We start from the raw sequence: 14,088 nt of genomic DNA on the forward strand, positions 1-14,088 counted from the left end.
AACCATTTAATTGCGCAGCCTGGCAACACTAATTATTTTAGTCATGACAAGTGCGCTAGTAGCATGCATGCCAAGCGCAAAAAATTCACAACCTTCGTCGATTGATATTCCTACATATCTAAGAGCCTCAAGCAATGATGCATTAAATCGACTTCCTTATCAAGCGTGGTGGGAAGATTTTAGGGATCCGCTGCTAAATCAGCTTGTGCAAAAAGCACTTCGTTACAATAATAATGTGACAATCGCCAAACGATCAATTCGTGTTGCGCAGACAGAGCTGCAAACGATCCGCTTAAATTGGTTGCCTGGCTTGAATGTTTTAATGGGATTTTCCCAGGATCCTGCTTTAGGAAACCCTGGCGTATTTTATGGCGTTCTCCCTAGCTATTACCAAAATTTCGTTGCGCTTTATTTTCAGCAAAAAAAAGCAGAGTTTGTCTTAAAACGTACTAAAGCATTTTATCTTGGGGTGCGCTTGACGGTTATTGGTGAAGTGATAAGCAGTTATTTTTCGCTACTTGCCTGGAATCATCAATTAGAGCTATTGAAACAAATTGAAGAGGACAATAAAGAACTGTTATTTTCCTTAAAAGTAGCAAAAAAACAAGGCCTCGCAAATAATTTGCAATTATTAACTGTAACCAGCCAATTACAAAGTATCCTGGGATTACAAAAACAAGCACAAAACAACATCATCGCCAGCGAAAATGCACTGCATTATTTAATCAATGAGCCGCCCGGAAAAATAAAATCCAGTAACTCATTTATTAACTTACCCAGTAAGGCGCTGCCGCTGGACAAGATTAATACTCAAGTGATTTTACGTCGACCGGATGTAATGGTAGCCTTAACGTCCCTACTTGCCGCATGTAGTGGCATTAATATTACAGAATCCCAACTCCTTCCAGCCCTAACGTTAGATTATTTTTGGGGAATGGCAAGCTTAAATGGTACATTGAGCAATCCTACCCATTCAGCACCTTATGGTGATGTATATGCTACATTTAACTTGTCTCCCTCCTTGTTTGGACAAATTCTCACCAGCAAAGCCATTTTTAATAGAAGTTTGGCGGAATATAATAATGTCATCCAAAATGCATTACGCCTCATTGCCAATAGTATTGCCGCCAACCAAAAACTAATGGCCAAATACCATGAAGACTATCTCTCTTTAGCGGCCTTGAAGAAAAGATATAATTTGCAACAAGACCTCTATGCTAAAGGTCTTATTAGTCACAATGATTTACTCTACAGCAGGATAGAAATTAACCAACAGGCATATCAACTGACGCTCAGTAAATTAGAGCAATTAATCAGTGTTATTCGGCTTTATGAGGAGTTAGCTGCTGGAATATTTTATCGAGAACAGAATACAGCCTAATTAGATACGATTTATATTTGAATTAAGGAAAATAAAAAATGAATATGCCAAAACACATCCCTTTACCTCAAGATGATGAGTTACCTTCAGAAACGGTAGACTTATTAAAAAGCCTCCCTCCTTTAAATATTCATCGTTTGCTTACTTTAGCACCAAATACACACAAACCATGGTTGGATTTTGTTGCGGGTATCTATAAGGGAAATTTTGATCCCAGATTACGTGAAATCGCCATTTGCCGTTATGGATTTAAAACTAATTCAGCTTATGAGCTGCACCAGCATAAAGCATTGGCCCGAAAAGTAGGAATTAGTTCTGAAGAATTAGATGTTATCTGTACGGAACAAAAAGTTCTCTCTTTATCTAATGAAGAGAATTTTATTTGCCAAGTAGTCGATGAGTTCGAGGATCTGGCCACGTTAACAGATGAAACTTTTAACATGTTACTGGAACGTTATAGCATCGCGCTCATTATGGAGTTATTAACCATTCTCGGGCATTACAGCTGTGTTTGCCGCGTACTGAATGCTTCCAGAATTCCATTAGAGGCTGTTAGTCCCCTAGAAACATGTGAATCACCACTAAAGAAATAAATAATAAAAATTAAATGGGCCGAGCTCTTGATCTTACCCTAATTTATTAAGATAAGTCTCTTGCGCATAGCGAGCAGCAATAATCGCGATAATGGCCCAAAATAAAATATAGAACGCTGGGGCATATTTATTACCCGTTAACTCAACTAAAGCCAGGGCGACTACAGGTATTGTCCCACCAAAAAATGCCTGGCCTATATTGTAGCCAATAGATACGCCACTGGCTCGAATAGCCGTAGGAAACATTTCTGCCAGGATAGTAGGCACTGTAGCATTCAAAGGGGCAAGCATTATGGCTAACAATATTTCTCCTGCAAGCACATGCCACCAAACACCACTGAAAAAAAGAATAAATATAGGGTAAATAAAAATTAAAATGCCAAAAGCACCACACAAAAAAATTGGTTTCCTACCAAAGAAATCGGATAATAATCCCATCAAAGGGATTAACACCGTCAAAACGAATAAAGCAATAAAGTTAACAACCAGGGCATCTTTTAATATAAATCCCTCTGATTTGACAAGAAAACTTGTTATATAAGCAATAAGTAAATAATTACTGATAGCCATTATACTTGTAAAAATAATAGCCAACAGTAATTTGCGGCGGTGTGCAGAAAAAATAATTTTCACAGGAAGTTCTGTAGTATGCTTCGTATGCAAAAAAGTGCTGGGTTCCACACTGGTCACCCGCAAATAAATTCCTATGACTCCGAGTAGAGCACCTATCAAATAAGCCAAACGCCATCCCCAGTCTCTAAGAGCATCATCGGGCAATAAAACACTAAGAAAAGAAGCAGTTAACGAGCCTAAAAAAATGCCTAGAAAAGCGGTGCTTAATACTAAACTTCCTGCAAATCCACGTCGATGATCCGCCATATGCTCAATAAGAAAAGTGGTTGAGCCAGGAAGCTCTCCACCGACAGCAATTCCTTGAATTAACCTAAAAAAAACAAATAACATAGGTGACGCGATGCCTAAAGTATTAAAACCAGGGATTAACGCAATACACGCTGTAGAAAAAGTCATAATAGACATTGAAAAAATTAAAGTTTTTCTTCTTCCAACATGATCCGCATAATGTCCTAATAACACCCCACCCAAGGGACGCATAAAAAAACCTACGGCAAACACACCAAACGTAAGAAGGAGAGAAACAAAGTACATCTTAGAGGGAAAGAATAACTCAGCAAATAAGGGAGTAAAATTAGCATAGAGAAGAAAATCAAACCATTCCAAAGTATTCCCGTATAATCCTGCAAAAATACTTTTTTTCTTATTAAGATTCATCATATTATTTTTTTTAATAACCCCTTATTTCTTTTATAGACTATTTTTTATATTTGTTTCCATTTTTTTATAATTGCCAAGAGCAATAGCACTGTAAATTAAGTATTATGTTTTAAGAATTAGAATGATCGATTCTTAAAAGCCATGAAAGAGTAACCCAATCAATTGGGAAAGCTATATTAATGAGTCAACAATGAAAATAGTTATCAAAGTCGGAACCCAAAGTATTTTATCAAGTGATGGCACTCCATTTGAGCCTATTATGCTCCATTTAGTGGAACAGATCGTCACACTCCAAAAAAGCGGCCATCAAGTGATATTGGTAAGTTCAGGGGCGGTTGCTTCGGGTCGAAAAGTTGCACGTCAATTTTTTGATCGCCAGTACGGGAGTTCAATAGGAGAAAAACAAGTTTTAGCATCATTGGGCCAATATGAGCTGATGCATATTTATGCTTCGATGTTCAAAAAATATAATATGCTTGCCTCACAACTGTTGCTTACTAAGCAAGATTTTCAAACGAGACAGCACTATTTGAATATTTCAAGATTACTCCGTGAAATTTTAGAGCATAAGAATATTGTACCCATTATCAATGAGAATGATAGCGTTGCGATTGCAGAATTGATGTTTACTGATAACGACGAATTATCAGGTCTTATAGCCGCAATGATTAATGCGGATAAACTCATCATTTTGAGTAACGTGGAAGGGGTCTACACCAAACACCCCAATGAAGCCGACTCAGAACTTATTGCCATGATCCATCCCAAAAATGATTGGCCTGAAGTCTCTACGGTAAAAAGTCTTCATGGCAGAGGTGGGATGATTAGCAAGCTTGGGACAGCTCGCAGAATGTCTAATCTGGGAGTAACAACACACATAGCGAGTATCAATCAACACGCGGTGATTATGCGCATCATTAATGATGAATCTTTGGGTACCACCATTTTACCTACTAAAAAAAGATCCAATATAAAAAGATGGATTGCTTATGGTGAAAATAAATTAGGAACAATCACTATAAATACTCGCCTTGTGGAAATTATAAAAGAAAATAAGCGAGTTATCAGTATATTACCTGTAGGCATTGAAAAATTTACTGGCGATTTTAAGCGAGGCGACTTAATCGAAATACTGACTCCCAATAATGAAAAAATAGGGATTGGGCTTGCTAAATACGATGCAATTAAATTAAATGAATATTTAGGCCACTCCGCAAAACCGGAGTTTATTCATTATGATCATTTACACATTTTTTAAGGTGCTCTCATGATTGAAGAAGTCACTAACCAGCTTAAAGCAACTAAAAAAGAAAGCTACAGCTTAAGATTTGTTAATGAAGAACAGCGAAACCAAATATTATTGGCACTTGCCCAACGAGTACGAGATTCTGTAAATCAAATCATCGATGAAAATAAAAAAGATCTGGCATTAATGAGTAAAGATGATCCCAAGTACGATCGTTTACTGTTATCTAAAGAACGAATTGAAACCATAGCATCTGATATTGAAACAGTCGTCTCGTTACCCTACTCACAAACAAAAATCTTAGAACAAAAAAAGCTTCCCAATGGATTAGATATCCAAAAAGTGTCTGTTCCATTAGGGGTTGTAGCGATTATTTATGAATCACGTCCTAATGTAACTATTGATGCATTTACATTATGTTTTAAAACAGGTAACGCCTGTGTTTTAAAGGGTGGTAAAGAAGCTCATCACACCAATTTATTTTTAGTTTCATTGATTCACCAAATACTCACTGCTCACAACATTAGCAAATCTATTGCTTATTTATTACCTTTAGAACGAGAGGCAACTCATATTCTTTTGAAAGCGAATCAGCTCATCGATGTGTGTATCCCAAGAGGCAGTCAAGCATTAATCAATTTTGTACGTGAACATGCAAGAATACCTTTTATTGAAACAGGTGCTGGAATTGTTCATATTTATTTTGATCAAAGTGGCGATATAGAAAAAGGCCGTTTAATTATTGATAATGCCAAAACGAGGAGAGTGAGCGTTTGTAACGCCCTGGACACATTAGTAATTCATAAAGATCGATTGCCTGATTTGCCCTTAATCATAAAGCCGCTCGCCCATAAAAATGTTGAAATTTTTGCAGATCAATTAAGTTATGACGCCATAAAATCATTTTATCCAAAAGAGTTGCTCCATAAAGCCACGTCAGATGACTTTGGCCAAGAGTTCCTCTCTTACAAAATGGCGATCAAAACAGTAGATTCAGTGAAACAGGCCGTTAAGCATATTATGGAATATAGCTCTGGCCATAGTGAAGCAATTATTGCCGAAGAGCAAGCAACACAGCAGTATTTTCTAGCTCATATTGATGCCGCTGCTGTTTATGTTAATGCGTCAACAGCTTTTACTGATGGTGGACAATTTGGTATGGGTGCTGAAATTGGAATTAGTACGCAAAAATTGCATGCGCGTGGCCCTATGTCTTTAGATGCGTTAACAAGCTATAAATGGGTAATCCTTGGGGATGGGCATATTAGATCATAAAATATAATGAGGGAATTAAGCTGCGCTAATGCCTGGATAATTCCAGCTTGCTGTTGCTCGCATAAATATTGTGCTAATACTGACTTAATTAAAAAACAAATGGACTCTATAATGTCAATTCGGTTGAAACAGAGGAATGTTTATGTCGCTTTTTGAAATCATTGCCGTGCTCATCACGCTTTCGGCGATGTTTAGCTATATCAATTTTAAATTGTTTCAACTTCCGCCGACAATTGGGTTAATGGCTATAGCCCTAGTGTTTTCTTTAAGCTTAAATATCGGTGGCATGATATGGCCTGAAATCATTTCAAATGCCAAAGACTTTTTAGGGCTGGTCAATTTTAATGAGGCTCTGCTTCATGGCATGTTGGCCTTCTTACTCTTTGCAGGCGCACTTCATGTTAATATTAGCCAGCTTGCGGAACAGAAAGTCGTTGTTACTGTACTCGCCCTTATTGGCACACTTATATCCACCGTCCTTGTAGGCTTGTTAACCTATTGGCTCCTGCATACGCTCAACATTCAAATCTCTTTTATTTACTGCCTGCTTTTTGGAGCTCTTATTTCCCCTACTGATCCGATCGCAGTAATAAGTATTTTGAAAGTTTTAGGCGCACCTAAAAATTTGGAAATGAAAATTGCAGGGGAATCACTTTTTAATGATGGCGTGGGGGTTGTACTTTTTCTTGGTATTCTTGAAATGGCCACAGGGACGCAAGAGGTCAGTGTCTCGCATTTATTAATACTGTTTGCTACAGAAGCCATTGGCGGAGCTTTATTCGGACTGGTAACGGGGTATATCACCTATCAAATGCTAAAATCCATTGACAATTATCAAGTTGAAATTCTTATTTCGCTAGCGCTGGTGATGGGAGGATATGCATTAGGAGAGCGAATTCATATTTCAGCCCCCATAGCAATGGTAGTAGCTGGTTTACTTATCGGAAACCATGGCCGAAAATTTGCGATGTCTAATAAAACTCGCGAGCACCTGGATACTTTTTGGGAGTTGCTTGATGAAATTCTAAACGCCGTACTCTTCGTTTTAATTGGCCTGGAAGTACTGGTATTAACCATCAACAAACAATATCTGTTGATTGGAATAATTGCGATTCCGATAGTCATTTTGGCGCGATGGATTTCTGTCGCAATTCCATTAACTTTAATGCGACGTCAATTGGGCTTCGCACCACATAGTATTAAAGTCCTCACTTGGGGTGGCCTACGCGGAGGAATATCCGTAGCGCTAGCGCTTTCTTTGTGTGACACAGTTGGAAAAACAAATAAATTTGCTTTCGATGCAATTTTGATGATGACCTACATGGTAGTGATTTTCTCAATTTTATTTCAAGGGCTTACTATTGGGCCTTGGGTAAAGAAACTGTATGCGAAAACTTAACGGTACACGCTCCAATATGTCAAACTCCCTAATACTACGTGAATTCGCTATAAAACATCGGTCACGTTTTATAGCGAACTGGTTTTATTCATGATGAAAAGGAGCTGCAAATAAGGGATTGGCTTTATCAGCAAGAACTCCCCCGGTAATTACCCCATGATAAAAAGGAGATTTCTTGTTAATTTCTGATGCTTGAAGATTGATTTGATCCCAGCCATGACTTTTTAAATAATCCAGAGAAGTAGCAAATACTACCCTTGGAATATTTGCCCAAACAACAGCGCTTTGACACATGGAACATGGTTCTGCGGTAGTGTATAGAGTAACATTTGACCAATTTACTTGCGGATGTTTTTTGATGCAATTATTGATTGCAACCATTTCTCCATGAAAAGTCGGATTAACTTTACTGGCATTAAGTCCTCTAGCCAAAATTTTCCCTGTTTTATTATCAACAATAAGCGCAGCAAAAGGCGCGTGAGGATTTTTTTTTGCAAGCTCTATCACGATTCTCATGTAGTAATCATCCGATTTGTTGACTTGTGCCGTGTTGGCAGCAGCACATTGTATGTATCCAATCATGAAAAAAATAATAGTAATGTTTTTAATAATTCTCACTTTGTCCTCTTTGATTGCTTAGGGAACTTCTATTGATATAGGATGTTTATATTACAACAGCGGATTTTTCAATCAAAATTAATGGCGCAGCCCCACCCATGCTTCATAACACCACAGAAGCAAACAACAGCACAGAAACGCAATCCTTAATAAAACCTTAATATTGTCTCTTTAAAATCACTCCAGCAAAAAATGGTTCATCCACTTAGAAACAAAGTGCTTGGCACCCCTAAACTCTTTTTCGGAGAAAAGCATGAAGAAAATTGTTATTATCACCCATGCTCCCCAAGGTACCTTAGGTGATCCAAGTTCTGCCGCTAAATTACAGCACTGTATTATAAATGAGTTCGCTAGGCAAAGTGAGCCAATTGACATCAAGGTGGTTGTCAATGTTAAATCTAAATATGTAGAGCCTGTTAAGGCATTATTTAAAAGCAATATGCCTCATCAATTGCTTAATGAGTTTAATGAATCTACTTTAATTCCTGAAATTGCTGATGCTGATCTCATCATTCTCTACCCTACCCCTCATTTTTTTGATTACTCTACTGCGATGCTCATTGGAAAAGCAAAGAAACGCGTTCTTGCCCTTGGTGAATACGATATCGATTTAGATTATCAGCACCAACACAGATGTACTTTCTTTAGTACTGTTGTTGGATCACTTTTCCTTTCTACAGGTGTTGGGGAAAAAAATCTCGGGATTTATCTTAATGAACGCGACTTATCTCACAAAAATTTATTTGATCTCATTCATCCCGCAGACTCCTCAAAACTACCTAAAGACTTAAAACAGGGACAAGGGCTGTATTTTGGCTATTTTAATAAAATAGCTAACTCCTGTACGGGTGCAACTCCTGCACGTTTTATTACATTCGCAGCACATAGTAATCCCGATCAGACAAAGATTGATATCATTATTCCATTGCAAGCGAAGGATGCCAGCAATTGCAGCCAAGAAAGTACCGTGCGCGCGCTAAGGGAGAGTGACTTTATCGAGAATTTACAGGGTCTTAATCAAGTACTCATTGCCTATTATCCTCCAGCATCGGGTTCCCCACTATACCTGATGTATCACCCAGATGAAGGAACACATTCAGAAATAAGCAAAGAAGAATTTGAAAATCAACAAAATAAATCCGACAAAATTATTCGAGTGTTTAACCCATTTCCTTTACAACAACAGTCCATAGAAGCATTTTTGGAGGTATCAGAATCTATTAACCTATTGACTGGCGATCAAAGTATTTCAGAAGCCTTATCTTTTGCAAAAACTCCGTTTTATCAGGCCATGTCATGGAAAACGAATTTTTATGAATCCTTGAAAGAAGTGGCACAGAAAAACTCGTTGACGACACTTTATCGCTGGTTTGAACTCGTTAACGATCAATTTATATCATCGAAAAAACTTGCTGTTTTTTCCAACAAAAATCAGGAAACATTGAAAAAAGAAACCCAAGATTTTCGCAATTACCTCCTTAAAGAGAAGAATCTATCGCTTAACATTACAGCCTACATTCGTTCCATGCTGACCCTGTCAACCTATGAACTTTTTAAAACGTTTATTGATAATATGTCTCAAAATTTTAACTATTATGTTAGTGAACAAGGTGCATGTAACAAAGCAATCATTGGCAGTATGTCTCTTTTCGATCATTTTAACTTTTATTTGGAAGAAGCGGACAGCCATGAAAAAAATAGCATGATGAGCTACTTCATAGAACATATAGACCAAATTATCGATGTAAAAACAGAAAGTATTATTCACTTGTTTTCTAAATTAAAGCGCATACATCCAGAAATCAAAATATCCTTGTCTCACTCATTACTCGTTAATATGTTATGTGCTGAAGCAATGAGCCACACAAGCCCGATTGAGTGGAAATTTGACGCCTGTATAGAAAAAAATGCGTTACTAGAATTCAAAAAGGGTGAAATGGAGCGAATGCAAAGGCCCATGCTGGATATGAACAACATTCCTATGTTGTTGGAATTGATCGCGGAAAGTCAATGTACTTCAACAGAGAAAGCAAACTTACTTCAGTCGATCATGGATAATCTCATTTGTTATGTGTCTAATTTTTCATCTAATGAAATCGAGTCTTTATTGAAATTTATAATGCAGGAAAAGAGCCCTGATGTGTTACAACAGATATTCACATTTTTATTCACTACGCCCTGCTACCAGGATGCAATCCCCTCTATTCTATTACATAGCGGAAAACCTAGCCCATACTTCCAAATCCCAGAAAAAAAACGCATAGAGTTCCTAATGAAAATATTGGTACATCCCCATGTCGACAATATTTTATTTAAATTAACTCCGCTAGCGCTGCAATATATTTTAGATGAATTACTTTTTTCGAATACTTATGAGAAACACAATTTATTTTGGAGCGAACATGGCAAGTGGCCTCAACCTAACTTTATTCGTCAAATTCTCTCTGTCAACAACAAAGAGGGGCAAATGGTAATCCTGCACTATTTGGAGTCAGCTTTTAAAGCAAGTCCTTACAAGAAAAGGATTATGATGGATAACATGGACTATCTTCCTACCTATTTACAAGAGTTCCTGAATTCAACTTGTCTTATTGATGACCTTAACCACTCATATTAATGGCAAGTACCCGGTGAAATGAAAATGACATCAGAGGAATGGGCGGATGGTATAAGATGCTTAAAAAGGGAGCCAACGAAAGGCATTGTTTTGCGTTCTGGTGGCGATGCTTAGATAAAGGAAGGTTTTTATCTCGCAGAATGAGCAGGGGTATTTGAAATGGAGGCAAGAATATTTTAACTGGTTTTATCTCACCCTATATTCTAAATAGGAATAATTACTAATCTGATTTTGATTGTGCATTTCATGTTCTCTAAATATCCAATTTGTATTATAGAAAGTATACGGTTATTGCTGATTATTACGAAATTACAGAAGGAGTTAATCATGCCTTATACTGAAGAAATGCATAAGTCGATAATGGAACTGGCAGAACAACAAAAAAAAGCTATTGATACAAGTCACAATCTATATTATAGCTTTAGGAAGGATAGATACAAATTTAGCTATGAAATAGATCATGACAGTCACCTTGATGTTTTACGTGAGCAAAATATATGTTTAGATAATAATCAATTTTTTGTATATTTGAAACACAATGGAGAGAATAGTAATGACTTAAAACTTCATATCCCATTAAAGCAAGGTCCCGAAAATGGTCTTTTAGTTGCTAATGTTATTAATCAATTAAATATCGGTATTGTAGGAGCTATTAAAGCGGTAAATCCTAATATTGGGAACCTTGGCGTTGCAATTGATGAGGAGTCCAAATTAAGAGCAACAACCGGGGCCGCCATCACTATTTACTTTAAAGACAATGCAACATCAGAAGAAATCGCACAAGCAATCTATCATATTAATAAAAGATTAGAGGAGGTTAATAGGCTATACCCCATAAATGTTGGTAAAACAGCTCACTCTGATAAAAAATAACTCCTTTCGTAAGTGTTACGATTGACAAGAATGGAAGCTCTTATATTGATGCCAGTACTTCCAAGGGTGTTGCAGCAAGACAACAATTACTCAGCAAATCGATACAACTCAAAGAAATAGAAAAAATATTGCCACTTTACAATACCCTAGAAAAAATTGATGACTATATTTCTAATAGAGAAAAATTAGGCACTTATACGTCGAAATTTTCTCAGTTCAAATTTTTATATTCTGCAATCATCACTCCCTTTACCAAAACACAAAAACTTGACGCCGCTAATGCCCTTAGAGAAGTGATTCTTGGGAGGGCAACTGCTGATACACTCCTAGAACATTTAGATGCTCTAAATGAACGAAACAGTAATCTAAAAAAAGTATTTGATTTTGTAATGAAAGAGCATCCACAATTATCCAATGATTTGAAAGCTAGTGAGCAATGCATTAAACCATAAAAAATACTTTTACTAGCAATCAATATTGATACGCTTTGGAAAAAATGTGTGGCTAGCTAGTGCCAGGACTAGCAGAATATAACATGCATCTTCTAGCACTCATGGCACCTCCATCGAGGTGCCATGAGTGCTAGAAGATGACTTTTATTTAAATGTTATTAAGAAACAAGGGCAAGCTCAGGCTTGCCCTGTGGGGATTTATTGTCCACCACGATATGATATCCTCTCAAATAGACAACCCTGCTGACCAAGTCGTGAGACTTAGGAATCTGAATTGTCAGCAGACCCTAGCAATATTTTAGTTTTATTAACGTATCTTGCGATGTTAATAACAGGTACAGAAAATAAGAACTCGCAATGCTCCAGGAGCGACTGGATTCAATGGGTAACTGTTTGGGGTAACCACTTACATTAATAATTTTTACATTATTTTTTAGCGTTACTGTCGCATCGTGTTTACTACCAAACACATTACCACCATCAGATACCGCTAAATCAACAATAATTGTGCCATTTTTTAGTTTTAGTAAGGTTGACTCTGGAATTAACATGGGTGCAGCAATCCATGCGGTTGATGCTGTCGTTATAACGATGTCCACATCCTTAATTATTTGGTAAATTTTATCTTGCCTCATCTTTAATGATAAATGCCGCTCAACAACGACATTATTTATGCCTTGTAATTTAAGCAATGCAGATTTGGATACATCACTCGTTATTATGGTGTGGGGGATGTTGTGTTTCATACATTCTTGAGATGCAGCTGTGCCCGCTTCACCACTTCCAATAATTGCAACATGTTGGACAGGCGCATTAAAGGTTTCAAGCGCATGATTCAAGGCTAATCTACCTGCTATTCGGCTCATATCCTTCAAAGAATCCATTGGCGTATTAGCCGGAAAAAGAAACTGATCCAATGAATAATATTCAATTTTAGCTCGTTGATATTCTGCAATATGTTCAGAATCTCTTTCAAGAATATCCAATAAACCTACCATTTTGGTGTACGGCTTTATGACACTATTTTCTATTTTCTCTCGCGTTCGGTCAGGCCGTTTGACACGCACAATAATATCGATGTCGCTAAATGCCTGACGATAACTGTCGACCTCATCATAGTTGATATGGCGGATGTTAGCTCCTGCCAATATGTAATCGGCATTACTATACCCTGCCCCTACGCCTGCGGAATCCTCAACATACACCATCACACCCAAATTGATTAATTGCGCCACATCTCCGGGGAGCAACGCCACTCGTTTTTCATTATGGCGGGATTCTTTGACTAATAAAATCTTAGGTTGCAAATTCGTTATCCTTTTTTAATTGATATACATAATATTTTTTAATTTATCGTCATACGCCTTACCTGTATGAATGACCGTTCTTGAACTCGAATTGGAATGAGGATTAATTCCTTTAATCACCGGGATTACAGCGTCATAATTTGGCCGTAATTTATAAACAATAGATAGTCTTCTCTCTGTGGTTGATTTTAGAACTTGATGCAGAGGTGCTGGATAATAGCCATCCGTCCAAATTTCAATAAACTCACCAAGCATAATAAATAACGTATTGGGAATGTAGGGAACAATTTTCCATTCGCCACAGACATCTTTTAGCATTAATCCAGGTTTATCTTGAGCAATAATAGTCATTAAGCATAAATCTTTGTGGGCACTCATCCCATACTGTTCAGCATAACCGGGATTTGACGAATGAGGATAACAATTAAGCCCTAATTGATGATTGGGATGATTGCAATAATCAGCAAAATAATGTTCCCCTAAATTTAAATTCCTAGCGATTATTGCTAAAACATAGGCGCCAATATACTCCAACGAATAGAAACCAGCCTGCAAATATTTTTTAAAGATTGAGCGATGCGCCTGAATAGCCTCCCCCCCAAGTGTCGATGTTTTATTCTTTAAATCATTTAAATAACCCACTTTATATTGTTCACACGGTTCATGTTGACGATGAGCCAATTCGCTAAACTCACTACCTATTCCTCTATAGCCTAAATAACGATTATCCGCAGAGGCAATATAGCTTTTTTTTATTGACATATCTAAATTAAAAAAATCTTCTGCTTCAGAAAAAAGACCTTGTAAATCAAGTTGTACTCTTGATGCAAATCCACTAAGAAAAAAAGCACCGTAGGTTTTGCATGCCTCATCCATTTTACGGTATTCTTCAAGTCCGTACTGTTGATCTTTCGTTTTTGAAATATCAATCACAGGCAGGTTAATTAAATGCGTGTTATCCATGATCACTCTCGGTAACGGGTTAAAATAAAAGAAATTCCAATAAAATCTCTCTGAACTACGATCCTTAACGA

Annotated in this window: 12 protein-coding genes; 8 read left to right on the forward strand and 4 right to left on the reverse strand. The window is 37.2% G+C overall.

Features of this window, described 5'->3' with window-relative positions; all coding sequences use genetic code 11:
- Nucleotides 1–67 precede the first annotated feature (67 nt).
- On the forward strand, nucleotides 68–1,381 hold the full coding sequence (locus EL220_RS16300; protein WP_051544815.1) for a TolC family protein: 1,314 nt from the start codon (nucleotides 68–70) through the stop codon (nucleotides 1,379–1,381).
- Between the two features lie 38 nt (nucleotides 1,382–1,419).
- The gene (locus tag EL220_RS16305; protein WP_027272611.1) at nucleotides 1,420–1,974 is read left to right on the forward strand and encodes a carboxymuconolactone decarboxylase family protein; all 555 of its coding nucleotides are present in this window, start codon (nucleotides 1,420–1,422) and stop codon (nucleotides 1,972–1,974) included.
- A 33-nt stretch (nucleotides 1,975–2,007) separates the two neighbouring features.
- Here the strand turns inward: EL220_RS16305 and EL220_RS16310 are convergent, their stop codons facing one another.
- The gene (locus EL220_RS16310; RefSeq protein ID WP_027272610.1) at nucleotides 2,008–3,264 is read right to left on the reverse strand and encodes an MFS transporter; all 1,257 of its coding nucleotides are present in this window, start codon (nucleotides 3,262–3,264) and stop codon (nucleotides 2,008–2,010) included.
- A gap of 193 nt (nucleotides 3,265–3,457) precedes the next feature.
- Between EL220_RS16310 and proB the strand changes: the two genes are divergently transcribed.
- The 3 genes from proB to EL220_RS16325 all read left to right on the forward strand — a co-directional run bounded on the left by proB (nucleotide 3,458) and on the right by EL220_RS16325 (nucleotide 7,187).
- Nucleotides 3,458–4,525 (forward strand): glutamate 5-kinase, encoded by a 1,068-nt coding sequence (gene proB, locus EL220_RS16315; RefSeq protein WP_027272609.1) that lies wholly within the window; start codon nucleotides 3,458–3,460, stop codon nucleotides 4,523–4,525.
- A gap of 9 nt (nucleotides 4,526–4,534) precedes the next feature.
- On the forward strand, nucleotides 4,535–5,788 hold the full coding sequence (locus EL220_RS16320) for a glutamate-5-semialdehyde dehydrogenase (protein ID WP_027272608.1): 1,254 nt from the start codon (nucleotides 4,535–4,537) through the stop codon (nucleotides 5,786–5,788).
- A 142-nt stretch (nucleotides 5,789–5,930) separates the two neighbouring features.
- A complete protein-coding gene (locus tag EL220_RS16325) occupies nucleotides 5,931–7,187 on the forward strand; it encodes a cation:proton antiporter (RefSeq protein ID WP_027272607.1) in 1,257 nt (418 codons plus the stop codon).
- Nucleotides 7,188–7,271: 84 nt separating this feature from the next.
- On the opposite strand, the gene EL220_RS16330 is transcribed toward EL220_RS16325, so the two are convergent.
- On the reverse strand, nucleotides 7,272–7,805 hold the full coding sequence (locus EL220_RS16330) for a nucleoside deaminase (RefSeq protein ID WP_051544806.1): 534 nt from the start codon (nucleotides 7,803–7,805) through the stop codon (nucleotides 7,272–7,274).
- Between the two features lie 253 nt (nucleotides 7,806–8,058).
- On the opposite strand from EL220_RS16330, the gene EL220_RS18385 reads away from it, so the two are divergent.
- The 3 genes from EL220_RS18385 to EL220_RS16345 all read left to right on the forward strand — a co-directional run bounded on the left by EL220_RS18385 (nucleotide 8,059) and on the right by EL220_RS16345 (nucleotide 11,747).
- Complete coding sequence (locus EL220_RS18385; protein WP_035906740.1) at nucleotides 8,059–10,422, forward strand: hypothetical protein; 2,364 nt, start codon at nucleotides 8,059–8,061, stop codon at nucleotides 10,420–10,422.
- A 327-nt stretch (nucleotides 10,423–10,749) separates the two neighbouring features.
- The gene (locus EL220_RS16340; RefSeq protein ID WP_128130948.1) at nucleotides 10,750–11,295 is read left to right on the forward strand and encodes a hypothetical protein; all 546 of its coding nucleotides are present in this window, start codon (nucleotides 10,750–10,752) and stop codon (nucleotides 11,293–11,295) included.
- Nucleotides 11,296–11,423: 128 nt separating this feature from the next.
- Nucleotides 11,424–11,747, forward strand: a complete 324-nt coding sequence (locus tag EL220_RS16345; protein WP_128130949.1) for a hypothetical protein — start codon at nucleotides 11,424–11,426, stop codon at nucleotides 11,745–11,747.
- A 287-nt stretch (nucleotides 11,748–12,034) separates the two neighbouring features.
- On the opposite strand, the gene EL220_RS16350 is transcribed toward EL220_RS16345, so the two are convergent.
- Together EL220_RS16350 and EL220_RS16355 are read right to left on the reverse strand one after the other, a co-directional pair.
- Nucleotides 12,035–13,054, reverse strand: a complete 1,020-nt coding sequence (locus tag EL220_RS16350) for a Rossmann-fold NAD(P)-binding domain-containing protein (protein WP_027272604.1) — start codon at nucleotides 13,052–13,054, stop codon at nucleotides 12,035–12,037.
- A gap of 15 nt (nucleotides 13,055–13,069) precedes the next feature.
- Nucleotides 13,070–14,017 carry a 2OG-Fe(II) oxygenase family protein gene (locus tag EL220_RS16355; RefSeq protein WP_027272603.1) on the reverse strand — a complete coding sequence of 316 codons (948 nt, stop codon included), beginning with the start codon at nucleotides 14,015–14,017 and terminating at the stop codon, nucleotides 13,070–13,072.
- Nucleotides 14,018–14,088 lie beyond the last annotated feature (71 nt).

This window comes from Legionella sainthelensi (assembly GCF_900637685.1).
GTDB lineage: Bacteria > Pseudomonadota > Gammaproteobacteria > Legionellales > Legionellaceae > Legionella > Legionella sainthelensi.